Annotated in this window: 20 protein-coding genes and 1 other RNA gene; 15 read left to right on the top strand and 6 right to left on the bottom strand. The window is 42.0% G+C overall.

Features of this window, described 5'->3' with window-relative positions; genetic code table 11:
* The first annotated feature begins 43 nt into the window (after positions 1-43).
* The 5 genes from hisS (at position 44) to VLA57_RS11215 (ending at position 7,572) form a co-directional block, all read left to right on the top strand.
* On the top strand, positions 44-1,348 hold the full coding sequence (gene hisS, locus VLA57_RS11195) for a histidine--tRNA ligase (RefSeq protein ID WP_133105244.1): 1,305 nt from the start codon (positions 44-46) through the stop codon (positions 1,346-1,348).
* Positions 1,349-1,398: 50 nt separating this feature from the next.
* On the top strand, positions 1,399-2,193 hold the full coding sequence (locus VLA57_RS11200; protein WP_133105243.1) for a YfgM family protein: 795 nt from the start codon (positions 1,399-1,401) through the stop codon (positions 2,191-2,193).
* A gap of 226 nt (positions 2,194-2,419) precedes the next feature.
* The gene (bamB, locus tag VLA57_RS11205; RefSeq protein ID WP_133105242.1) at positions 2,420-3,628 is read left to right on the top strand and encodes an outer membrane protein assembly factor BamB; all 1,209 of its coding nucleotides are present in this window, start codon (positions 2,420-2,422) and stop codon (positions 3,626-3,628) included.
* A gap of 416 nt (positions 3,629-4,044) precedes the next feature.
* Positions 4,045-5,487 carry a ribosome biogenesis GTPase Der gene (gene der, locus VLA57_RS11210; protein ID WP_011513006.1) on the top strand — a complete coding sequence of 481 codons (1,443 nt, stop codon included), beginning with the start codon at positions 4,045-4,047 and terminating at the stop codon, positions 5,485-5,487.
* 228 nt (positions 5,488-5,715) lie between these two features.
* On the top strand, positions 5,716-7,572 hold the full coding sequence (locus VLA57_RS11215; RefSeq protein WP_201532098.1) for a sensor histidine kinase: 1,857 nt from the start codon (positions 5,716-5,718) through the stop codon (positions 7,570-7,572).
* 113 nt (positions 7,573-7,685) lie between these two features.
* Here the strand turns inward: VLA57_RS11215 and VLA57_RS11220 are convergent, their stop codons facing one another.
* Together VLA57_RS11220 and VLA57_RS11225 are read right to left on the bottom strand one after the other, a co-directional pair.
* The gene (locus VLA57_RS11220) at positions 7,686-8,852 is read right to left on the bottom strand and encodes a D-alanyl-D-alanine carboxypeptidase family protein (RefSeq protein WP_011513008.1); all 1,167 of its coding nucleotides are present in this window, start codon (positions 8,850-8,852) and stop codon (positions 7,686-7,688) included.
* A 492-nt stretch (positions 8,853-9,344) separates the two neighbouring features.
* On the bottom strand, positions 9,345-9,782 hold the full coding sequence (locus tag VLA57_RS11225) for an MCR_0457 family protein (RefSeq protein ID WP_011513009.1): 438 nt from the start codon (positions 9,780-9,782) through the stop codon (positions 9,345-9,347).
* Between the two features lie 517 nt (positions 9,783-10,299).
* Here VLA57_RS11225 and surE point away from each other — a divergent pair.
* The 3 genes from surE to VLA57_RS11240 all read left to right on the top strand — a co-directional run bounded on the left by surE (position 10,300) and on the right by VLA57_RS11240 (position 13,531).
* A complete protein-coding gene (gene surE / locus VLA57_RS11230) occupies positions 10,300-11,109 on the top strand; it encodes a 5'/3'-nucleotidase SurE (RefSeq protein ID WP_133105240.1) in 810 nt (269 codons plus the stop codon).
* Positions 11,110-11,340: 231 nt separating this feature from the next.
* Positions 11,341-12,153, top strand: a complete 813-nt coding sequence (locus tag VLA57_RS11235; RefSeq protein ID WP_201532095.1) for a M23 family metallopeptidase — start codon at positions 11,341-11,343, stop codon at positions 12,151-12,153.
* A gap of 76 nt (positions 12,154-12,229) precedes the next feature.
* Positions 12,230-13,531: a lytic murein transglycosylase gene (locus VLA57_RS11240; RefSeq protein ID WP_201551200.1), complete on the top strand. Its 1,302-nt coding sequence runs from the start codon at positions 12,230-12,232 to the stop codon at positions 13,529-13,531.
* A 146-nt stretch (positions 13,532-13,677) separates the two neighbouring features.
* Here VLA57_RS11240 and VLA57_RS11245 read toward each other — a convergent pair whose 3' ends face one another.
* On the bottom strand, positions 13,678-14,526 hold the full coding sequence (locus VLA57_RS11245) for a UDP-2,3-diacylglucosamine diphosphatase (protein ID WP_333954965.1): 849 nt from the start codon (positions 14,524-14,526) through the stop codon (positions 13,678-13,680).
* An 87-nt stretch (positions 14,527-14,613) separates the two neighbouring features.
* Positions 14,614-15,129: a peptidylprolyl isomerase gene (locus VLA57_RS11250; RefSeq protein WP_020442935.1), complete on the bottom strand. Its 516-nt coding sequence runs from the start codon at positions 15,127-15,129 to the stop codon at positions 14,614-14,616.
* Between the two features lie 371 nt (positions 15,130-15,500).
* Between VLA57_RS11250 and VLA57_RS11255 the strand changes: the two genes are divergently transcribed.
* The 5 genes from VLA57_RS11255 to VLA57_RS11275 all read left to right on the top strand — a co-directional run bounded on the left by VLA57_RS11255 (position 15,501) and on the right by VLA57_RS11275 (position 21,217).
* Positions 15,501-17,240, top strand: a complete 1,740-nt coding sequence (locus VLA57_RS11255; RefSeq protein ID WP_333954966.1) for a glutamine--tRNA ligase/YqeY domain fusion protein — start codon at positions 15,501-15,503, stop codon at positions 17,238-17,240.
* Between the two features lie 142 nt (positions 17,241-17,382).
* Positions 17,383-18,138 (top strand): phospholipase D family protein, encoded by a 756-nt coding sequence (locus VLA57_RS11260; RefSeq protein WP_333954967.1) that lies wholly within the window; start codon positions 17,383-17,385, stop codon positions 18,136-18,138.
* A gap of 262 nt (positions 18,139-18,400) precedes the next feature.
* Entirely contained in the window at positions 18,401-19,039 is a 639-nt protein-coding gene (locus VLA57_RS11265) for a peroxiredoxin (protein WP_011513017.1), read from the top strand.
* A gap of 288 nt (positions 19,040-19,327) precedes the next feature.
* Entirely contained in the window at positions 19,328-19,990 is a 663-nt protein-coding gene (locus VLA57_RS11270; protein WP_333954969.1) for a glutathione S-transferase family protein, read from the top strand.
* A 339-nt stretch (positions 19,991-20,329) separates the two neighbouring features.
* A complete protein-coding gene (locus VLA57_RS11275; protein ID WP_149409846.1) occupies positions 20,330-21,217 on the top strand; it encodes an META domain-containing protein in 888 nt (295 codons plus the stop codon).
* Between the two features lie 109 nt (positions 21,218-21,326).
* Here the strand turns inward: VLA57_RS11275 and ruvC are convergent, their stop codons facing one another.
* Positions 21,327-21,911: a crossover junction endodeoxyribonuclease RuvC gene (gene ruvC / locus VLA57_RS11280; protein ID WP_133105233.1), complete on the bottom strand. Its 585-nt coding sequence runs from the start codon at positions 21,909-21,911 to the stop codon at positions 21,327-21,329.
* A 153-nt stretch (positions 21,912-22,064) separates the two neighbouring features.
* Here ruvC and VLA57_RS11285 point away from each other — a divergent pair, with 153 nt between their 5' ends.
* On the top strand, positions 22,065-22,694 hold the full coding sequence (locus VLA57_RS11285; protein WP_133105232.1) for an FxsA family protein: 630 nt from the start codon (positions 22,065-22,067) through the stop codon (positions 22,692-22,694).
* A gap of 121 nt (positions 22,695-22,815) precedes the next feature.
* Here the strand turns inward: VLA57_RS11285 and ssrS are convergent.
* A non-coding RNA gene (ssrS, locus tag VLA57_RS11290) (6S RNA) lies at positions 22,816-23,011 on the bottom strand.
* A 237-nt stretch (positions 23,012-23,248) separates the two neighbouring features.
* Here ssrS and gpmI point away from each other — a divergent pair.
* A complete protein-coding gene (gene gpmI, locus VLA57_RS11295; RefSeq protein ID WP_133105231.1) occupies positions 23,249-24,907 on the top strand; it encodes a 2,3-bisphosphoglycerate-independent phosphoglycerate mutase in 1,659 nt (552 codons plus the stop codon).
* The last annotated feature ends 69 nt before the right edge of the window (positions 24,908-24,976 follow it).

A 24,976-nucleotide genomic window follows, 5' to 3' on the forward strand; every position in this document is an offset into this window, starting at 1 on the left:
ATTATAGAGCTGTTTGTTAAAACTTAAAGGACATAACTGTACCATGATTAAAGCGATTAAAGGGTTTAATGATATTTTGCCTGCACAGTCTGCAAAATGGCTGTATCTAGAGTCTATATTGGCTAATGTGCTAGGCAGATACGGTTATGAGCATATTCGCTTGCCTATCGTTGAGCAAACCGATTTGTTTGCTCGCGCGATCGGCGGTGCTACGGATATCGTTGAAAAAGAGATGTATAGCTTTACCGATAAATCTGATCCACCAACGCCGCTTACCTTGCGTCCTGAAGGTACGGCAGGGGCAGTACGAGCGGTGAATGAGCACAATCTACTACGCGGTGATACGCCTAAGCTTTGGTATATTGGTCCAATGTTCCGCTATGAACGCCCACAAAAGGGTCGCTATCGTCAATTTCATCAAATAGGTGTTGAAAGCTTTGGTAGTGCCTTACCAGACGCTGATGCCGAGCTGATTGCGATGACTCATTTGATGTGGCAAGAGCTGGGTCTAAAAGATGAGATGCGTTTGCAACTAAATAGTCTGGGCGAAATTGATGAGCGTCATGCTTATCGTGAAGCGTTGGTCACCTATCTGACCGATAAGCAAGAGCAGTTAGATGAGGATAGTAAGCGCCGCCTGACGACCAATCCGCTACGTATTTTAGACAGCAAAGAAGCCAGCACCCAAGCCCTATTGGTAGACGCGCCTAAGCTTGCTGACTTTTTAGGTGAAGAAAGCGTGGCGCATTTTAAGCAAGTACAAGCTTATTTAACGGAGCTTGGTATCAACTTTGAAATCAACCCGCATCTGGTGCGTGGTCTTGATTACTATAATAAAACTGTTTTTGAGTGGGTGACTGACAAACTTGGTAGCCAAGCAACTGTCTGTGCCGGCGGTCGCTATGATGGTTTGGTTGGACAGCTAAAATCTGCTGATAACCGTGATGGTAAAGGTGATAATAAACCGGTTAAATCTGAACCTGCAGTTGGTTTTGCCATGGGACTTGAGCGTTTATTACTTCTTATGGAAGTTGTCGCACCTATTGCTGATATGCCTGCTTGTGATGTATTTGTGGTCGCCCATCCTGAGGTTTATAGTGCGGGTATTAGTTATGCGCAAAACCTGCGTTATAGCCGTCCAGATTTGCGCGTCAAAATGGCAAGTGCCACCAGCTTAAAAGCACAAATGAAAAAGGCGGATAAGTCAGGTGCTGCATTGACCGTTATTATCGCCCAGCAAGAGCTGGATGATAAAACCATTAGCATCAAAGATATGCAAACTGGCGAACAAAAAACAGCAGCGCAAGATTGGCTGTCGGATAAAGATAACTTTTCTCGCCATAAATAGTAGTGAGCGTAGCATTAGCACTTTAATATAAATTGATCAGGTAAAAGTATATGGCTCTGACCCCTAATTCGCCGAATGCAGACAACTCAATGCAAGCGTTAAAGCAGTATGGCAGCTATATTGTCACCGCGATTTTATTGGCGTTAGCCGCTTATTTTGGCTGGACTTATTGGCAGGATAATCATGCACGTGTCGATACCGTTGCAGCCGATCAATATGCGGATATTCAACGTCTTAATGAAGAAGTGAGCTTGGCATCGCAAAATCCAGATCTAGGAGCGGAGGCAAAAGCATCGTTAGAGAAGAGTCGTACTCAGCTAGATAAGAACATTGATACTTTAGTTGGCACTCATGGAGAATCGGTCTATGCTTGGCAGGCTTTAATGATTAAAGCGCGTCAGCAAGTTGACAATGATGATTTTAAAGCAGCAGGCGAGACCTTTAAAAAGGCATTGGCGATAGATTTGGGTGATGCAGGTCTAGAGGCAATTACCCGTTTGCGCTATGCGACCACGCTTTTGGCAGCAGGCGATGCAAAAGCAGCATTGACAGAAGCCAGTCGTGATATGCCAAGCTCATTTGAAGCCAGTCAGCAAGAATTATTGGGTGATATTTATTTGGCACAAGACAATTCAGATTCAGCGATTAAATCCTATAATAATGCTTGGAGCTTATTACGTGAGCGTCAAGAAACTCGCGCAGTATTGGCATTGAAAATGGAAAGTTTGGGTATCGTCCCTGAGCCTATCGCTGAGCAGACCAGCCTTATTCAAGAGTCTACGGCAACATCGCAAGCACCAGTAAGCGAAGATTCAGTAGCAGCCAATACCGGTGCTGGTGCATAAAATAGTAGTGCTAAATATTCGGCAATAAAGACTTAGTATCAAAAATTTGAGTACTAATTTCGATAGACATGGTAATACCTCAAACCGTTCTACAAAGGAAGTAGCCTAATCAGTCGGAAGTAATATGGTGGTAACTAATACTTATTTGTACTAAGTTATTATCGTTTTTTATCACTGATTAAATGCTAATTTATTAATGATTAATTTATTTGTAGTGAGACCTATAATGACTCAAGCTATTCGCTTTAACAAAACCATCAAAGCCAAGACCATGCGCTCAACGGCCATGCATGTAGCCGTAATTGCAGTGATGGCAACTGCGGTCATTGGGTGTAATCGAGGTATCAAGCCAGTCGTCAACGACCCTGTAAAATTGGTACAAATCGTGCAACCTGTTAGCGTATTGCAGCCGGTTTTTAGTACCGACCTTGGTAATAAAAACGTCAGTAAAAAAGATCCGCTTACTTTGCAAGTCGGCTATGCCAATTCGCAAATCGTTACTGCCTCGCGCGGTGGTGATTTGGTGGGTTTTGACAAAGCTGGTCAGCGTTTATGGTCAGTAAATGTTGGCGACCAGATTACAGGTGGTGTTGCGATAGACGAGCTAAGCCAAACTGCTATTATTAGTACTCGTGGCGGTCTGGTTATGGCATTCGATAGTGTAACAGGTGCAAAACGCTGGCAGCAACAGCTTACTGGTTCAGTATTAACGCCAGCGCTCATTAGCAATAACCGCGTTATCTTGTCAGCCAATGATGGTTTTCTACATGGCTTATCGCTGCAGACTGGTCAGTCAGTTTGGCAGTTTGCTACCCAAGTTCCAGCGATTAGTGTACGCGGTAGCGCTGCACCAACGTTATTAGATGCTAAGACAGCGTTGCTAGCGACTGCCGATGGACGCTTACATGCTGTCACGGTAGATAATGGTTTGCCGCTATGGTCAAGACGCGTTGGTGTGGGTACAGGCAGCAGCGAAGTTGAACGCATGAGCGATGTTGATGGTATGCCAATTGTAGATAACAATCAGTTATTTGCCATTAGCTATAGTGGTCAGTTACTCGGTATTGATTTGGCATCGCGCCAAGTGATGTTTGTTAATGAGCTTGCCAGTTTAAAAGCGCTTGCAGTCAACAATCAGCAAGTGGTTGCGACAAGCTTAGACGGTAAAGTGGTTGCTTACAACCGCAGTAATGGTGCTGTTCTCTGGGAAAGTGAAGAATTGGCCTATCGCCATTTGACCAATCCTGTGATGATTGGTAACTATATCGCAGTTGGTGATTTTGATGGGGTTGTGCATTTATTTGACCCAGCCACGGGTAAGATTGTCAGCCGTGTACAGACCAAAGGCGCATTGACCAATTTGCAAGTGCAAGGCAGCCGCTTAATGACCCAAAGCACCTCAGGTCAAGTAGCGATTTGGCAGTTGGCACGCTAATCTTAGTCACTTGCAGTCCTATTTAATGGGCATTTTTCTATATTGCTCATTAAATAGGTGGCCTAGTAGTAAAATGAACAGAAAACGCTGCATAGTCAGCGTTTAATGCCTTGTAAAATTGCTTGTTTACATATCGGCTTTCGCGTACGCTATGCGACCGGTGCATTATTGGCGTTATCTATATATAATAGTGACAGATAATATCCATATATGATGCATTCCTCTGAATATCATTTATTCATTGTAAGATAGCCAAGAACTATTTTCTGACTATCGTTTTATCTTATCATTCATTTAAATTTGCGGTCAACGGCTGCTACTTTTTGCTTTTTTATAACGGTAAATTTACGTTGTAAAAGAGATTGTATCTAAGTAGTTGCACTGTCCGTCATTGTGCCTTTCACTGAGAGTAACCCATGAGTATCAAGCCTGTGGTCGCCTTAATTGGTCGTCCAAACGTCGGTAAATCCACCTTATTTAATCAGTTCACTAAAAGTCGGCAGGCATTGGTTGCTGATTTGTCAGGATTGACTCGTGACCGTCAATACGGTGATGCGACCTACGAAGACAAAGCTTTTATTGTCGTTGATACCGGTGGTATTGGTGAAGCGGACGATGGCAGAGGAGATATTGATGATTATATGTCTGAGCAGTCGTATACTGCCATTCATGAAGCCGATATCATTGTATTTGTGGTTGATGCACGCGCAGGGATGATTGGTGCCGATGCCGAGATTGGTAAGTTTTTACACACCCTTGGCAAGCCTGTATATGTCGTTGCCAACAAAGTCGATGGTGTGCATGATTCGGCGCCTGCTGAATTTTATGCATTAGGTCTAGGCGAACCATATCCAATGGCGGCAAGTCACGGTCGCGGGGTCGGCAATCTGCTCGAAGTATTAACCGCTGATATGCCTAGTCAAGAAAATGTGGTTGAGCCAAGAGGTTTGAAACTTGCTATTATCGGTCGTCCAAACGTTGGTAAATCGACGCTAGTCAACCGTTTGCTTGGTGAAGACCGCGTTGTCGTCTTTGATATGCCGGGTACCACTCGTGATAGTATCTATATCCCATATACGCGTGAAGGTAAAGATTATGTATTGATTGATACGGCTGGTGTTCGTCGCCGTGGTAAAATCGATGAAAAAGTTGAGAAATTCTCAGTTATCAAAACCTTACAAGCGATTGAAGACTCTAACGTAACCGTTATTGTTATTGATGCTCATGAAGGTATTGTCGATCAAGATTTGCATATGATTGGCTATGCGTTGGATGCAGGTCGTGCGCTAGTGGTTGCAATTAATAAGTGGGATGGTCTGACTGCTGATCAAAAGAACTATATCAAGATTGAGATGGATCGCCGTTTTAACTTTATCCCTTACGTAAAAGTTCATCAAATCTCAGCATTGCATGGTACAGGCGTGGGTAATTTATATCCGTCTATTTTGCGTGCTTATCAATCGTCAATGTTTGAGGTATCAACCAACCGTTTGACGCAGATTTTGCAAGATGCTGTTACTGCCAATCCACCGCCAACGGTCGCTGGTCGCCGTATTAAGTTGCGTTATGCGCATATCGGTGGACACAATCCGCCCGTTATCGTCATTCATGGCAATCAAACTGGTTCGTTACCTAAGAGCTATCAGCGCTATCTTGAAAATCAATTCCGTCAGGTATTTAAGTTAGAAGGCACGCCACTAAACGTGGTCTTTAAACTGAATGAAAACCCGTATGCTAATAAAAGCGATACGCCAACCAAAGCCAAAACCCAACAGTTACGTCAACGTGAACGTAATCGTGCGCAGAAATTTACCACCAAAGATAAGCCGAGATTTACCAACAAAGATAAAAAGCGTTAATGCAATCATATTTGCGCTTTTGGCGAGTAGTAGCTAGCCGATAAAAATCCTTTGATACTATCTATCAGGCTTTTTAAATGTGCTTCGTCATGACGGCTGCATCAGTTGTCATGGCATTTTGCAATTTAGGGCACTATTTATTAATTGCCTTAAAATATCAATTTTCACTTATAACCGCTATAAAATACCTGTACTATAATCAAAAGTTGTCTAACTCAGTTGAGTGATATGAACAACCGCCCGCATCAAACACTTCCTACGCTTATCTGGCACTCTATCATGCAGACCATGGTTTTGGCTGTTTTAGCAGGTCTATTAGTGTCTTTTATTTATGGCTTTGTTCACTATTACAAAGATACGCGCCAGCATATTCAGGATTTAGCGACATTACTGACCATCAGCGCATCGATAGCAGATTCCACCGATATCGTCGATGAACAAATACGTTTTTTATTAGAAAAAGAACAAGGCATTGAGAGCATTTTATTTTATACCACCTCTCAGCCTATTGTTGAAGCCAATCAATTAAGAGATGATTGGAAAAATGCATTATTTGCTAATACAGTTAGCTTTAACTATCCAGTCGTTGGCGATCCTACTAATAAAATTATTTCACCTAAAGAAGATGCTTTGGTTGGTTATCTGAATATCACTTTAGATGTGGCGACGCTGCGTGAAAATTGGATTAAAAAGAACCTACTGCTATGGCTTATGACAACGCTATTGGCGATTATTTGGGCGTTGTTTATCCTGCGTAAGCTGAATTGGCCGTCAAAAGATATCGCCAATCTGACGGCAGCTTGCGATATAGTTATAAAAAATCCAGATATTGAGCAGTTACCTCTGATTCAGCAGCGTTTTGAGTTTCAGGAGTTGGTACAGATTAAACAGGCTTTTATTACCCTATTTGATCGCCTACAAATCGCAAAGCAAGATTATGAGGCACTTGCGGCTTTCGAGCAACAACTGCATCATAAAGATGTGTCGCTTGATGTGCAGCTACATAATTTTCAAAGTATGATTACCCATGAGCTAAAAACTTCACTAAATGCGATCGTTGGCGGCTTACAGCTACTAGATGATGAAAAGTTAAATCACGAGCAAAGAGACGCGGTTGATATTATTCGAGAGGGTAGTGAAAAGCTGGTCTTAACCTTAGATCAAATTATTCAGTTAAATCAAATCCAGAAAGGTCAAATCAGCCTACATGTGCACGAATTTAATCCATTGCAACTAATCGCTGACTTATTGGCAGAGTTTGAGCCAGCTATTAAGAAAAAGGGCTTAACGTTAATCAGTCATATCCATCATAACGATTATATCCTCGAAGGCGATGCTGAAAGAATACAGCAAATTTTAGCGATACTGGTCAGTAACGCCATGAAGTTCACACCAGCAGGTCAAATCACCATTACGTCGCAACTGACCCATTTTGATAACAGCAATCGCTGGCAGATTAGCGTAAAGGACAGTGGTATCGGGATTGATAGCAGTTTTATTGAAGATATTTTTAATCCATTTTTTCAGGTAGATTCATCGCAAACCCGTCAATACGAAGGGTCGGGAATTGGTCTACCAGTGGTTAAGCAAATGGCTCAGCTGATGGGGGCTAGCATTGAAGTGGATAGCATTTTAGGTGTTGGTACGAATTTTACAGTTACTATTCCTATGTCTAATCAACACCATTCTCAACAACAGCAACATCTGCGCGGCTTAAAAATTATTTATTACTACTATCATGAAAAAGGGTTGTTGGTAGATCAATTACAGCATTTGGGTGCTGATGTGGCCTGCTATCAACATGAACAGCTGGTTATAGATGAGGTACATGCAAAGCAATTTGACATGCTGATGTTTGCAGAAGATGTGTTCCCCAGAAAAGCAGCCTCATTAGCGAGTCATATTCGTGCGGCTGAGACAGAATATCGAACGTTACTGGTGTTTTGGTATCCACAGCAGCAAGCAAAATATTTAGCCGATTTTGAGTTTGGTCTAAAGGCTGCAGGTATAGACTACTGCGAAGTTGCCAAATATGAAGACAAAGCGCTAAGTGATTTACTAAAAAGCTGGCTGACATGGTCATAACAATAGGTAGACTTACAAAGTAAGTAGACATAAAAAAGACGCCTCGATATGAGACGTCTTTTTTATGTTGAACTTCATGATAAAAGCATTATTTCAAAACGCTATCATTGTGCTTAAAATAAGTTCTGGGTCCAACGAGAAAAACGTTGCCAGATACGGCTCATAAAGCCTGATTGCTCAATATCGCTTGTCGCAATCACAGGCACAGAAGCCACTGCTTTGCCATCTATCACAGCCATCATTTTACCGATTTCTTGACCCTTTTTGATAGGCGCTTCTAAGCTTTCAGGAATATCGACCACAGTAGTGATTTTATTCTTTTGAGTTTTAGTGGTCAAAATCTGCAAATTATCACCAGTCGCTACTTCTATCTCTTTTGCTTCACCAAACCAGACAGGAACTTTGCTGACAAACTGACCAGCAGGTGCTTGAGTAACCGTTGTGAAGTGACCAAAACCCCAATTGAGCAATTCACGCGACTGATCAGCACGTGCTTGCTGACTTTCAGTGCCCATAATGACAGAGATTAAGCGCATACCTTCACGGTTGCTCGAGGCTGCTAAGCAATACCCAGCTGCATCCGTATGTCCTGTTTTTAGACCATCAACAGTAGGGTCGGTAGCGAGTAGGGCATTACGATTACCTTGAGTAATACCGTTATAGGTAAACTCTTTTTCTGAATAAATACTGTAGTAATCGCCGCTGTTTTTGATAATGGCGCGTGATAGCTTGGCCAAATCTAGAGCAGATGCTTGGTGACCCTCATCAGGCATACCAGTAGAGTTGACGAAATGGGTATTCTTCATACCAATCTTTTGCGCTTGCTCATTCATCAAGATAGCAAACGATGCTTCGCTACCAGCGATATGCTCAGCCATTGCTTTTGAGGCGTCATTACCTGATTGTATAATAATACCGCGTAGCATATCGATGACACTTGCGCTCTTATTCACCGGTACATACATGCACGACTGGCTACTACTGCCACGGCACCAAGCACTTGGACTCATCAATACCTGATCGGTTTCTTTGAGGTCGCCTGAAGCTAAGCGCTGTTCAATGATGTAACTGGTCATCATTTTGGTCAAAGATGCTGGCGGCAAGGCTTGGTTGGCATTTTTCTGTGCCAAAATTTCACCCGTGTTATAGTCCATTAATACATACGCAGTATTTGCCATCTCAGGCGGCTGTATGGCTGCACTTGCCATCACTGCACCCATAGAAATACTGACACCCACTACCAGCTGCACCAGCTGTTTTTTCACACGCTTTACTGTCATAGATTGTTACACCGCATCATAAAACCAAATGTATCTGTCGCTTGTCCCCAACACCGCACCTTTACACAATCTTTGGCAGACTATGTTAAATCTCAGGTTAAACCATGGATTTTTTGAGAGTAGAGGAGACTAAAGCAACGGACATAAAATTAACGCCTTATCTTAGCAAAATGCCGCCCGATGGGGAAACGATAAATACAATAAAATAAGACGTTATTAAAAATAAAGCGAATAATTTTATAAACTTCACTCATAAAAAAGCTTGCTACTATCCTTATTAAATAATAGGGATAGCAGCAAGCTTTTTGTAGCGAGTCATCTAAATAAACACTCAGCACTAGCTTATATAATACTTATTTGACCACTTTATACAGATATTAAAGAGATAAGAAAGTAGATTGTTATCGTTAATTATGACGATCTTTACCTCTTTAACCTCTTACTATGGCTTAAAAACGTATTTCGATAACATAGCGTATCAATAAAGGTCTACTACTGATATTCAGCATTCGCTAAATCTTCACACAATGCTTTATTGTCTTGCTTAGAAAACCCCATTGTCCAGCTACGAATGCCTTGCAGAATTTGACGATAATCTTGCTGAGTAGATAAGTACTGGATAGCTGCTTTTGGGTCTTCTAATGACGGCATCAACTCATGAAGCTGCACGTTATAAGACTTATAAAAACGTTGCTTTTGCTTGCCATTTAGCATCGGCGGGCATATCTCTGACAGCACTTGCATAACCGCAATTTCATGTTTTGTGATATTGATACCAGATAAATCTAAAGGTATGGTCGTCGCAGAATTGGGTGCAGCATTTGTGGCTTGAGACAGCATCGCAATAGATGTTATCAATGCTGCTAGCCCGACTTTTGAGGCACTTCTTGCCAATACAGAAGTCATAGATAATATCGATTGATTTTTCATTCAGTATCACACTCGCTTATCTTTATTTAATGGTGCTATGTTAATGGGTAAAAAAACAAATGTCACATAAAATATTGATTTATGTGTAGAGATATTGTGAGCTAAATCAGGTCTCCAGCAACATAGCCGTATTATAAACCGGTAAGTTACCTCAACATAAAAGTATAAGTTGTAAATGTTGTGGGTTGTAGCCTACTGTAACCTCAGCGCAGGTTTTTAATGATGAAAAATAGGGATTTTGCTCTGGGAAAATCATTCAATAAACTACGTTATTATGCAAATTATGTATAAAGAGTGGGTTCGTCTCAATAGACTATTAGGGTATAATCGCCCGAAATAATCATAGCTATTTACTATACGAACAAACATAGACGAGCAGTATAAACAACTGATATAGCTTTGATTATTATGCTTTTAAGTAGAATGACCTTAGTGCCAATAGCGGTGATTATAGCAACTTTACGTGAATAACGTAGATAAGTGGATGAACGGTCATTCATAAATAGATTGAGTAAATATGAAGATTTTAATGAGCAATGACGATGGGGTTTATGCACCAGGTTTGCTGGCACTATATGAGGCATTATCTACTATTGCCGAGGTCATGGTGGTTGCGCCAGCTAGCGAGCAAAGTGGCTGCGCCAGTGCCTTAAGTATCACCACACCCTTATATACGCATCAATTGCCTTCTGGTTTTATTGCTGTCAATAGCACACCATCTGACTGTATTTATCTAGCATTAAACGAAATATATTCTGACACAGATTTTGATTGTGTGATTACGGGGATCAATTCAGGTGCCAATCTTGGTCAAGACGTTTTGTTTTCAGGCACTTTTGGGGCGGCATTAACCGCTCAGTTATTTAGTATACCCGCTATTGCGACCTCATTAGTAGGCGGTGGGGCAAAAAGCAGTGAGCAGGAATGTGAGCGTCATTATCAAATGGCAGCAAGTGAGATTGTGAAATTATTGAGTGATACGCCAATATTGGATATTTGCAAAAATTTGCCCTATCACGTATTAAACGTTAATATTCCTGATGTGAGTAATGCTAATGAGATTAACGGTCGCAAAATGACAGCTTTGGGGCATAGGAAAATAGCGTGTCCTGTCCATCATGTAGTAGATCCACGCGGGCGAGATGCATATTGGTTATCACTACGCAAGCGTCAGGATACATTGGCAGATAATACTGATCATGATTCGTCAGGTACTACTATGACTGATGATCAAGCGGTTGCCGCAGGTTACATCAGTCTATCGCCTGTACGTTTGCACCATACGCCAGCCGCCACACTCGATATGCTATCAGCGTTGGTCTTATAAATTGAGTGAGTTATTATTGCTTATTTTTTAAATAGCAGTCTTATAAATGCTGGTCTTATAAAGTGTTAATTTGATGATGAGCGCTATGATAAGTAGCAAGACATTAGAAAACTCATTTATTATCCAATGATTAATGATGATATCTGAGACATTAAACGGTATAACAGTTAGCAAAATGCTTGTGAGTCACACAAGGAGTTTGTACGTAACATAAAGAATAGGAAATCTTGTATGAAGAAGCTTATTGCTGGATCGCGATTTATCACAGTGGCATTGCTGGGCACGATGGCTGCTGCCACAGTAACGATGGTAGGCTGTGCTACCAAACCCACTTACCAATCAGCCAACCAAGCGGGACCGAAGATTATTACCAATAATCAAGGGGTTCCTAACTATCATCGGGTGCAGCGCGGCGATACGGTCAGTCAAGTGGCGGCGCGCTATAATCTCAATTACCGTCAAATTGGTTCACTGAATGGCCTAGACAGTAAATACACCATTTATAGTGGTCAGTGGCTCAAACTGTGGCAAGGTGAGCCGGCAAGCGCTAATAATAGTAATCGCTACAATGCTTCGAACAATAACTCTACACCTACACAGCCAACCTATACACCGCCTGTGACCAGCACGCCTAACTATTCACAACCGCCCGTCTATGAAGTGACTGCCAATGCAACGTCAGGCTATGAGTATCCGACTCGCAATCAAATAACCCGTAATTTCGATGCAGCATCTAGCACGATGGGCATGTGGTTTGCTGGTAACGTAGGTGATCCAGTGCAAGCAAGTCAATCAGGTACGGTTCTTTATTCGGGCAACGGTCTGCCAGAGTATGGCAACTTGATTATGATTCGTCATAGTGACAACTATATCACTGCTTATGCCCATAACAGTCAGCTATTGGTTAAAGAAGGCGATAGCGTCCAACGCGGTCAACGTATCGCAAATATGGGTAATAGTGGTCAGACCAATCAAGTGGGTTTGGAATTTCAAGTACGCTTAAATGGCAACCCTATTGATCCACGAGCGGTACTAGGGCGTTAAATTTCTTATTGTTTGGCGATTAAATGGAATTATCTAAGCCACATTGCACCTTACTTACGGATACTTGAGACTTCTTATGCGATTAAATAAACACTACCTTGCCTTTTTCCCTGCCTTAGTGATGGTTGGCTGTACCAGTCAGCAGGCGATGCAGCAACCTAATAAGCCAGTTCGTCAAGGTAATGTGCAACTTACCCAGACTCAAACCATTCAAGTGAAGCCGACTCCAGCACCGGTCATTAAACCAACACCCGCAAAGCCAAGCTACAATAGTTTTTCTGATTGGAAGTCTGATTTTTCTATGCGTGCCATTTCATCAGGTCATGATGCTGCTACGGTTCGTCGTCTGCTCGATTCTGCTTACTTAAATCAACAAGTCATCTCGCTTGATTCAGGACAGCCAGAGTTTTCAAAAATGCCATGGGAGTATGTCGATTCTGCGGTATCAGATGGTCGCGTCAGTACTGGTAAGCGTAAGTTCGCTGAGCAACGCACGTATTTATCGCAGTTACAGTCGCAGTATGGCGTCAATGCAGAAATCATTGCAGCGATTTGGGGCATGGAGTCGTCATACGGCGTAGTAACGGGCAATAGTAGTATTCCAAGCTCGCTAGCTAGCCTTGCTTATGATGGGCGCCGTCAAGAATTTGCCGAAACTCAGCTATTATCACTAGCAACACTATTACAGCGCGGCGATGTGTCTTGGTCACAGCTCGATGGCTCTTGGGCAGGCGGTATGGGGCAGACGCAGTTTATCCCTGATACGTGGCTTAAGCATGGGGTTGACGGTGATGGTAACGGTCACCGTAACCCATGGTCGACGGGCGACGCCTTGGCATCTACTGCTAATTATCTGAGCAATTCAGGTTGGGTACGTGGTTTAGCGCCGTTTTATGAAGCAACCATTCCGTCATCATTTGATTACACACTGGTTGGTACCAAGCAGCCTGCTGCTAGATGGGCGTCAATGGGCGTCGATACCATAGCCGATGTGTCCTTGGATGGTAACACTCAAATGGAGTTGTGGCTGCCAGCGGGTAAAGACGGTCCAGTACTGCTACTCAGTCCAAATTTTGATGTCATAAAAGTCTATAACAACTCATCAAGCTATGCCCTTGGTGTCAGCTTATTAGGTAAAGCACTGATCGGACAAGGCGGTTTACAAAAGTCATGGCCACGTTATGAGCGTCCGTTATCAACGTCGCAAGTACGCAATTTACAACAGCGTTTGACAAGCTCAGGCTACGATACAAAAGGCTCTGATGGTATTGTAGGTACCAATACTCGCAATGCGTTCCAGCGCTGGCAAGCAGCCAACGGTCAAACGCCAGATGGTTTTATTACTCAGCGTAGCGCGTCTTCATTGGCGGGGTGGTGAGATAGGTTGAAATCACTATTTTTGGATAATCGTTGTTTTCAAAGGTTGTTTAAAAATAACGATGTTACTAAATAAAAAAAACTCCGTTTTATAACGGAGTTTTTCATTGTCTAAGAATAACAGCAGCAGTTTTGATGTTCAGGTATTTAAATAGTAATGGTAAATTCATATAAGTTAAACTCTGCACTATCAGCCATAATACCTTCATCTACGCTTGCTGTAATCGCACCAATCACGGCACTCACTTTTTGCTGGCGCTTGTCCTTATTTAACAGTCGCCAATCACCAAGTACATAGCGAGTTTTACCCTCATTACTTTGGTGGATTTCAGGACGATGGGTATGACCATGTAGTAGGGCGTCAAAGCGATAAATAGCTTTATTCACTGCTGCTTCATTAACATCCATGATATGCGCCGCTTTATTGGCATTATTTTGCTGACTTTTTTGCCGCATATTATCAGCAATCGCCAAGCGTTTTTCTAACGATTTATTGAGCAAATACCACTGCGTCAAACGATTACGCATGACTTTACGAAAAAACTGATACTTTTTATCATCAACGCATAGTGCATCACCGTGTTCTAAGCGATAGTTTTGCTGTCCAACGGTTAAGGTATACGGCTCATAAATAAGCTCGCCACCGAATATATTACAAAAAGGCTGCCCTAACAAAAAATCGCGATTGCCGTGCATGACCAAAATCTCGCAGCCAGCTATGCGCAGTTTCTTTAATTTAATGATAAGTGGTGTGAGCCAATGTATTTGTCGTTCCTCTTCGGATAAAGACGAATAAAAATCATCCCCAAGCCAGACTTCGAACCAGTCACCTAATATAAATAGGCGTTTTAGCGCAGGTAAGGCAAGGCAATCATCAAGCAGCGCCAAAAAAGCCTGCACTAAGGCAGGCTCTTCAGGCGATAAATGCAAATCGCTAATCAATACTTGTCGCACTTCATGAGGGCGGGTGGTAATTAGGTGGCTGAAACTTTGCATTTATCCTTATCCTCATAACTTTAAACAGTAACGACTCATAAGCTTTCACTGATTCATCGCTACTGAGTAACAACTATTGAAGAATGATTACTGAGTGATGATGGTGGCTGAATTGATAACCACTGGCTCTTTTGGTACATCAGCATGCATGCCGAAACGACCAGTTGGGACGCCACGCATTTTTTCGATGACGTCCATACCGCTTGTTACTTTACCAAATACGGTATAACCCCAACCTTGCATGTTTTTGCCAGAATGGTTTAAGAAATCGTTGTCTTTTACGTTGACAAAAAATTGGCTAGTCGCTGAATGTGGATCTTGCGTACGCGCCATAGCAATCGTGCCAGCGTCGTTCTTTAGACCGTTGTCTGCTTCGTTTTCTACTGGCTTGTTGGTGGCTTTTTCATTCATGTCAGCGTCCATTCCACCGCCTTGAATCATAAAGCCGTCAATAATGCGATGAAAAATCGTGCCATCATAATGACCAGATTTTACGTAGTTTAAAAAGTTTTCAACGGTTTTTGGTGCTTTTTCTTCATTGAGTTCGATAACGATCGCACCCATACTGGTGTCAAGTTCTACTACTGGTGGCATGTCTACCATAGGATATTCCTCTTTATTGCAGCGCCTAAAATGACGCTGTTAAGTGGTGGATAAAAAGTTGGTGGATAAAAAGTTATGGCTAGTCTAACGGCTTTTTTATCCCGTGTCATGTATCAGGCTGTTAATGCGTTTGCAAAAGCTGATAGAATAACGCAACTTTACCCATTTCTAAACGATTTTGACAAAAAGTCATCATAGCTTGGTGTTTATAACACACTGTTTTTATAACCCAAATTTTTGTAAATTGGCTTAAATTTCATGGCTGAGGCTTGTTTTACGATATCGTTTTACTTTATCAAATATTTTGAATTTTCCATGAGGCGTGATGGCACGTCGCATGAATTGACCATTTGCGTTAGGAGCAATGCCCGATGAGTGAGCACTCAAGCAATAATGCACAAAAAGACGAACATAAAAACGACTTTATTCGTAATATTATTCGTGATGATGTTAATGCGCAAAAATACAAGCAGATTGTCACTCGTTTCCCACCTGAGCCCAATGGTTACTTGCACTTGGGGCACGTAAAGTCCATCTGCCTAAACTTTGGTGTGGCTGAGGAGTTTGGCGGTATCTGCAACCTGCGCTTTGATGACACCAACCCAACCGCAGAAAAGCAAGACTTCATCGATAACATCGAGAATGATGTAAAATGGTTGGGCTTTGAGTGGGCAGGAGAGGCGTACCATGCTTCAGGATATTTCGACCAACTTCATGCTTGGGCGATTCAGCTGATCAAGCAAGGCGATGCTTATGTAGATTTGCAATCGCCTGAGCAAATCAAAGAAAATCGTGGCTCATTTAATGAAGCAGGGACAGCGTCGCCATATCGTAATGCCAGTGTTGAAGAAAATTTGCAACTCTTTGATGATATGAAAGAGGGCAAATATGCTGAAGGTAAAGCAGTGCTACGTGCCAAGATTGATATGGCAAGCCCTAATATGAACCTACGTGATCCTGTTATCTATCGAATTATGCATCAAGCACATCACCAAACGGGTGATAAATGGTGTATCTATCCGATGTATGATTTTGCCCATCCATTATCTGATGCGCTTGAAGGCATTACCCATTCATTATGTACGTTAGAGTTTGAAGACCATCGTCCATTTTATGACTGGGCAATAGAAAAAGTTGGCTTCGAGCAACCGCCGCATCAGTATGAGTTCTCTCGTCTAAATGTCGACCATACATTGACCAGTAAACGCAAATTAAAGCAGCTGGTAGATGAAAATATCGTTAGCGGTTGGGATGATCCACGTATGCCGACGATTGCGGGCATGCGTCGCCGTGGTTATACGCCAGAAGGCCTACGTGATTTCTGTGAGCGTGTTGGTGTAACCAAAGTAGACAGTGTTGTAGACTTTCGCTTATTAGAATTTAGTATTCGTCAGTCACTAGAGACGACAACTGCACGTGGCATGGCAGTGCTTAAACCATTAAAAGTGACCATTACCAACTTTAGCGATGCTGTTAGCAGTTGGGAGTTGCAAAAGGCTGACACCGTTCAAGCTCGTTTTGACGATGCCTCGCAGACTTTATGGTTAACTCAGCCCAATCATCCCAATGTCGATATGGGTGAACGTGAAATTCCATTTACTGAGACCATTTATATTGATCAAGGCGATTATGAAATTGAGCCGCCAGCAGGTTATAAGCGTTTATCACCAGAGAAGAATGAAATTCGTCTGCGTAATACCTATGTATTGGCCGTGACGGAGCATATTTTAGATGATAACGGTAACGTGATTGAGCTTAAAGCAACGATTGATCCGGCGACTTTGGGCAACAATCCTGAAGGTCGTAAGGTTAAAGGCGTGATTCATTGGGTATCGGCTAGCCAAGGCGTTTCAGCAACGGTGCGCATGTATGAGCAGCTATTTAGTGTCGAAGACCCAAGTGGCGTCGCTGACGTCCATCAAGCCTTGAATCCTAACTCATTGACTGAGCTAAATGCTGTGGTTGAGCCATCATTGGTCAATGCAGACGCTGGCACGCGCTTCCAGTTTGAGCGTGAAGGTTACTTTATCTCTGATAGCGAAGATCATAGCAGTGATAAGCCTGTCTTTAACCAAATCGTCAGCTTACGTGATAGTTATAAACCTGCTTAAGTTATCATTAACGCAGTTTATATTTATTGTAAGAAAATACTGAACAATAGTAGTTTGCAATGTTACCCATTTCTAGTACGCTAGGGATGGGCTTTTTTGTGAATAAGTATAAATTTTAATCGTAGATGTTGAGGGTATTAAAATGGCAAAATTTTTAAACAGCAGTGGCACGACTTATCATTTAGAAGAGTTGATTAAAAATGCGTCTGATAGATTGATTATTATTAGCCCCTATCTAAAGCTTAATGAGCGTATCAAAGAGCTGTTAGAAGATCGTAATCGTCTTAAAATTGATATCCGTATCGTTTATGGTAAAAATGATTTGCACCCTGAAGAAATAAACTGGCTCAAAAATCTGACTTTTATTCGCACCAGCTTTTGTAAAAACTTGCATGCAAAGTGTTACCTGAACGAAAATGAGTGCATTATTACGAGCTTAAACCTTTATGAATTCAGCCAAGTCAATAATAATGAAATGGGCGTACTGATTTACCGTAATGAAGATGCGAAACTCTATGCCGATACTTATGAAGAGGCCCAGCGCATTATTCGTATCAGTGATGAAGTCAGAATGTCACTTGAAAAAATAATTGAGCCTAATAATAGTATTGATAACAACCTTAGTTCTGAGAGTGCTTCTCGAGTCCCTACTGAAACTCATTCTGCTAAACCTACAGAAATAGCAACACCTAATTATTCTAAGTTAACGACGGCAAAGCTTGCCAAAGAGTTGGGCTTTAAAACCCAAGAATTAAACGATAAATTACTGACAGCGGGATATTTGCAAGAGCAAGAAGGTGAGTTGTTATTAACAGATGCTGGGCGTGCCGCAGGTGGTACGAGTAAGCGTGGAAAGTTTGGTGAGTTTTGTCTGTGGGATTCAGGGATGGTGATATAAACGTCTACTTAACTTCTCACTTTTTAGCTCATTACTTTGTTTTCAAAGAATAATTTTGCTACATTCGTGTTAGTAACAAAAGGAATAACCGCATTACAATCCGTCACAAGACATTCATAACCAGTTTGTTAAGATAAAGTCAGTTTTTTTGTTGAGATGCTTGGTAGATATTTTAACCGCTGAGTATGTCGTTGATAATAAGAGAGCGCGTAGATAGCATTCGATAATAGCGCTCGTCACAATCATAAATAAGGAATCAAGCATGGCACATTTACGTTTAGGCGATACCGCACCAAATTTTGATGCAACCACTACTGAAGGTGATATCAATTTCCATGAATGGGCGGGTGATAATTGGGTAGTTTTCTTCTCACATCCAGCCGATTTTACCCCAGTATGTACCACTGAGCTTGGTCGTGCTGCTGCGCTAAATGGCGAATTTCAAAAGCGCGGCGTGAAGCCAATTTGTATCTCTGTTGACGGTATCGATGACCATCATGCCTGGGCAAAAGATATCGGTGAAACTCAAGGTACTGAACTGAACTTCCCAATCATTGCTGATCCTAATAAAGAAGTGGCTGAGCTGTATGACATGATGCATCCAAATGCAGACAGCACGCATACCGTACGTAGCGTCTTTATTATTGACCCAAGCAAAAAGATTCGACTAACACTGACTTATCCTGCTAGCTGTGGTCGTAACTTTGACGAGATCCTTCGCGTGATTGACGCATTGCAATTGTCTGATGAATACAACATCGCAACGCCAGTAGACTGGAAAGATGGTGATGACGTTATCATTCCGCCAAGTGTTAAAAACGAAGATATCGCTGCCAAATATCCAAAAGGTCACACAGAAATTAAGCCGTATTTACGTACCACTCCTGCACCTAATAAATAATAAGCTGGAGCATGTGAGCTTGATGAAGAGATGATTTAAAAAGCCCTATAATGCAAAATTGTGGGGCTTTCTGTTATTCAGCTTAACATCAGAAGCATCAGCTAAATAAGGCTTTGCTATGATGAACAGAGTACGCTATAACTAGTAAATCAAGTATGCATGATTTAGAGATGAATCGTTATCGTTAATACTTGAGTTAATGGAGCATTTGATACTTGATGACACAACAATCATAATAAAGTATAGCAGCGCTAAGTCGCTTTTAAGCCCACCTTACAAGGAGTTTTTATGAAAAAATTATATGTCACCCGTACTGCACCTAATCCACGGAAAGCACTTATTTTACTAGCATCAAAAGGTATCGATATTGATGATATGGATGACCTCGATGTGATTGATATCGATTTTGCTGCCAACGAGCAAATGTCAGAGGCATTTACCAAAATAAATCCTATGCAAACCGTACCTGTTTTGACATTAGATGATGGGACTGTACTCAATGACTCGCAGGCAGTGTGCGAATATCTCGACCGTGTTTATGGTGAGCGCTCGGTGATGGGCAATGATGTGGTACAGCGTGCGCAAGTATGCTCTATGCGCCGTATCGCCGAATTTGAGGTGCTATATAACTTTATGCTCGCCTTTCAGCATAGCCACCCATCAAAAGCCCAGCGTGTTGAGCAAGTACCAGAGTTTGTCGCGCCATCTATCGCACGTGCTGTTAAAGCATTGGCATATTTTGAAACCCTGTTGGAGGATCATGAGTATCTGGTCGGTGACCAGCTGAGCTTTGCTGATATTGTGCTATATTTGGGTTTAGATTTTGGCAAAGTCCTGCAAGTCAATCCCAATGAACAGGGCGACAATCTTGCCCGTTTTTACCAGATGATGAACGAGCGTTTTAGCATCAAAAATATGGCAAAAGCCAAACCTGTTCATGAAGAAGATTAAAGTAGTAAATTTTTTAAAAATGTAATGATAAGCAGCAACAGCTTTGCGTAACGAGGATAATTCCTAACGACGCAGGGCTGTTTTGCTATGGTTAACATTAAAAATAGGATCAGCATATATGTGAAATTTACTATGAATCTATAAAATTAAACACTTCGTTACACCCATATCACTTATGAGCGCTATAGTGGTCAGATTATTACCCTTTTATAACCATCTTTTTAAATGCCCTTTGAATAATTTGACTGATATCCAGCTTATAATTGTGACAGTCAGATTTTGTAGATTAAATGGGTCAAAAAGTTGAATTAAAAAGTATAACTGCAAGGTATGATCTTCATGACACTATCTTTTAAATCCGCCCTATTGCCAAGTATGCTAGCGATAAGTCTGGCATTAAGTGCTTGCCAAGATGCTTCTGTTCCAACGGATGCAAATCTCGAGTCAGCTGATACCAATGTTAGCACTGCAGATGCTGATATAGTGAATAATAATGCCACGTTAGCTAAGGCAAGCGAGATGAGTGCTGAAGAACAAATGATTGAAAATCTTGCGCGTTATCGTTGGACACTACTTGATATCGATGATAAAAGTGGTGGACCTGTCATAACGACGCTTGTAGATATTAAGAACCAAGTAATGCTGTCGTTTAAACAAAACCAAGGTCATAACACCCTGAATTATGGTGTAGGCTGTAACACTATGAGTGCAGGTTATGAGTTGAAAGGTCATACGTTAACGACAGAAGACAGCATGAGTACCAAAATGCTATGCGAAAATCTAAATAAGGCAGAAAATCGTTTAGATACCTTGATGCAGGGTACTAGTGAGCTAAGTGTCACTGAGGGTGATAACCCAGTCCTAACGCAAGTGACCAGCAATGCGGTCACTTTGACTTGGAAAGGTAGGTTGACGTCACAAGCCAAGTACAATAGTAAAGGTGAGACTGTATTTTGGGCTGTAAATGCTAATGAAACAGTGTGCTCTGATAATAGCTTAGAGATGTGTTTGCAAGTAAAACCAGTTACCTATAATGATCAAGGTATTAAAGTCAGTGAAGGCAAGTGGTCTGCATTTAATGGTGAGATTGACGGCTATGAGCATGATGGTAAGCATGATGAAGTGCTACGCCTGCAACGTTACCAATTAGACAGCGATAAGGTATCAGAAGGTGAAGAGTATGCCTATGTACTGGACGCTGTTATTGAAAGCTCAGTCGTAGAGTAGGGCTGTCTGGTTATAATTAACTACCGATGTTCAATAGTGGTATTAGATAAGTCATAAAAAACACGCGTCCGAAAAGGTGCGTGTTTTTTGTCCTTATTTAATGAGCTTTTTAACGCAAATTGCCTAAATCTTCTTCAGTTAAACGCCAGCGACCTTTTTTCTTAGATGCACCGCGCCCGCGCATAGCACTATTTAATATCAATTTGTTCATTGAATGGCTTGAGTGCGCATGACAGATGGCGCAGGCAAGACCGTCTGCCGCATCTTGTTGTGGTACAAAATCCAGAGTTAGTATCCGGCACACCATTTCTTGTACTTGCTCTTTTGCTGCTGCGCCATAGCCACAAACGGCTTGTTTGATTTGGCGTGCAGTATATTCTGAAACTTCCAAATCCAAGGCTACCATCGCTGCAATGGCTGCGCCACGTGCTTGCCCAAGCTTAAGCGCTGAATCAGGGTTTTCTGCCATAAATACTTGTTCAATTGCCGTATAAATAGGCTCATCTGCATATTTTAGATGATGCTGAGTAATACGCGTCAAGCCATTAAAAATGCGTTTTAGGCGTTCAGGCATCTCTTTGGTATCTGTACGAATGGTGCCTGAATCAACATAGGTGAGCTTATCGCCCGTTTGTTGAAGGATGCCATAGCCGGTCATGCGTGAACCTGGATCAATCCCAATAATAATTGCCATAGTGTTCCGTCTTACTTACATTTTGTTTTATGGCTTAAAAATTAGCCGTAAGTTTGATAGTATAGCAATCAATCCCCATATACATCATATGTTAGCCATTTTAATTTGCATGGCGCTCAATTTATTGGTTTTTATTTTATAGGACGACACTTTATGGGTCAGATAGTTGGTATTGCCATCGTATGGTTTATTATCGAGATGCTGCTTTGGTATTTGCTTGCTCAATTTATGAGTGGCTGGTTGGTGTTTATTTGGTTTATTATCGCCGCCGTCATCGGTATTTCGCTCCTGCGCAAAGGCATGGCAGCTCTCAACCCAATGGCCCAGCAGATGAAAGCAGGCGGTATGATGAATCCGTCGATGCGTCCGCAAGAGTCAACCATGATCAAAAGTGTGGCTATGGCAGCGGCTGGTATTTTACTGCTCATTCCCGGTGTGCTGAGTGACTTGCTAGCCTTGCTGGTTGTATTGCCACCCGTGCAGAAAAAGCTCAAAGACTTTGCCAATAATTACGTCATGAACAATCAACAAAAAATGATGGAGATGATGGCCAAGCAGATGGGTGGACAAATGGGCGGCGGACAAAACCCATTCGGTGGTGCTGGCGGCATGGGTGGTCAAAACCCGTTTGGCGGTGCAGGTGGTATGAATAATCAGAACCCGTTTGGTCAACAGCAAAAACCGTTTGGTGATGTGTTTAAGCAGCATACAACGATTGATGGGACAGCAAAAACCATTCCTAAAGACGTGAAAAAAATCACTAAATCTGCTAATGACGAATAGTTGAATTAATAGACAAGCATAGAAAAAGCCCCTTTCGTCAATGATAAAAGGGGCTTTTTAGTAGCTGTAATTCATTGTTTATAAATATAGTGCTTATAAATAAAAAAACTACTAACCGAATATAACAACCGAAGTGCCGCCGCAAGATGGTGACCCATGAACCGTGAAGTTCAGGGCGGATGCGTCACTGCCTCGGCAGGTTTCCTGATACACCGCAAGCGGTGCAGGCATACACAATGAAGCAATAGGTACCACATCCTGGTAAAGCATTATCGGCTCAGGGAATAAACATCTGCTAGCCAACACTTCAGAATATAATTATCTTAACCAATGGTTTGAGTGATTGCAAGTACGATTTACAGATTGCTACGTGAGTTTGATAATTAGCATTATTACCATGAAATTATTATTACATCCCAATCTATTAATAAAGTAATCAAATGTTGACCTATAAGCTCACTTTTCAGCTATTTCAAGATGTGTGCTAATATAGACAACTTTAGACATCCTAATACAGCATTATAGGCGTTCATTCACTTGAGGAGCGGTAATCCATGACCAATACCCAGCAACAATCAGAATCTATCGACGATAATCAGGCACAATTAAGCAAGCAACAACATAGTGATAATAATAAGAAAGTGCCGCGTGTATTAATGATATTAGATGGGTTTGGGCATCGTGAAGACGATAAAGACAATGCCATTGCTGCCGCTAATATGCCAAATTTAGATAATATTTATGAACAATATCCGCATGGATTGATATCAGCGTCAGGAGAAGATGTTGGTTTGCCAGATGGTCAGTTTGGTAATTCAGAAGTTGGGCATATGAATTTGGGCGCTGGGCGCGTGCTTTATCAAGATTCAACTCGTATCTCAAGTGAAGTTGCCAGTCGTGATTTTTATAAAAATGAAGCCTTGGTCAATGCAGTAAAAGCCGCCAATACATTGGGCGGTAATGTGCATATTATGGGCTTACTGTCAGATGGTGGCGTCCATTCTCATCAAGACCATATTGAAGCAATGTGTCATTCTGCATTGGTACATGGTGCCAAAAACGTCTTTGTGCATTGCTTTTTAGATGGACGTGACACGCCGCCTAAGTCTGCTGATAAATACATCAATCGTCTTCGTGATCATATCACAAAGCTGAATGCGCATTATGAGAGTGGTCGTGTACAGATTGCCAGTATTATCGGGCGTTACTATGCGATGGATCGTGACAATCGCTGGGATCGTGTGCAAAAAGCTTATGAGCTGATTACTGAAGGTAAAGCGGATCGTTTAGCAACTCGTGCTGATGGGGCAGTGCAAGCTGCGTACAAAGCACGTGAAACCGACGAATTCATTAATCCAACGGTCGTAATTGGGCGTGATGAAGTGCCTTATACCGTTGATGACAATGATGCCCTTATTTTTATGAATTTCCGTGCTGACCGTGCTCGTGAGCTTGCGCAAGCTTTCGTATTACCGGATCATGAGTTTCCAGGATTTGCTCGCAATAAGCAGCCAAAACTTGCGGCGTTTGTAATGTTGACCAAGTATTCTGATGTGTTAGCAGATAATCCTAAAACCAGCATCGCTTATTATCCAACTTCATTGACCAATACACTTGGCGAGTATTTGCAAGATAAGGGTAAAACTCAGCTGCGTATTGCTGAAACTGAAAAATACGCGCATGTGACGTTCTTCTTTAGTGGTGGGCGTGAAGATGAATATAAAGGAGAGACACGCATCTTAGTGCCATCGCCAGATGTTGCTACTTATGACTTGCAGCCTGAGATGAGCGCGCCTGAAGTGACTGATAGATTGGTGGAAGCGATTGAATCTGGTAAATATGATGTGCTAGTTGTCAACTATGCCAATGGTGATATGGTCGGTCACACTGGTATCTTTGATGCTGCAGTGCAAGCAGTAGAAGCGTTAGATATCTGTGTTGGGCGCGTGGCAGAAGCAGTACGTGCCGCAGGTGGCGATATGCTGATTACAGCAGATCATGGCAACTGTGAGCAGATGCAAGACTATGAAAGCGGTCAAGTCCATACTCAGCATACTACTGAACACGTGCCACTTATTTATGTCGGTGAGAAAAAAGTACAAGTCCGTAGCGGTGGTAAGCTTAGTGATGTTGCACCTACTATTCTGGCCTTAATGGATATCGAAGCGCCGAAAGAGATGACAGGCGAAAGTCTGTTGGTTGCCGCTCAATAATCCAATTATAGTAAGGCGCTAGAAATTTATACTAGGGCGTGTCCTCATTTCAAAAATGGTGATAAAAAT

Source organism: Psychrobacter sp. S4(2024), from assembly GCF_036861305.1.
Taxonomy (GTDB): Bacteria; Pseudomonadota; Gammaproteobacteria; order Pseudomonadales; family Moraxellaceae; genus Psychrobacter; species Psychrobacter cryohalolentis.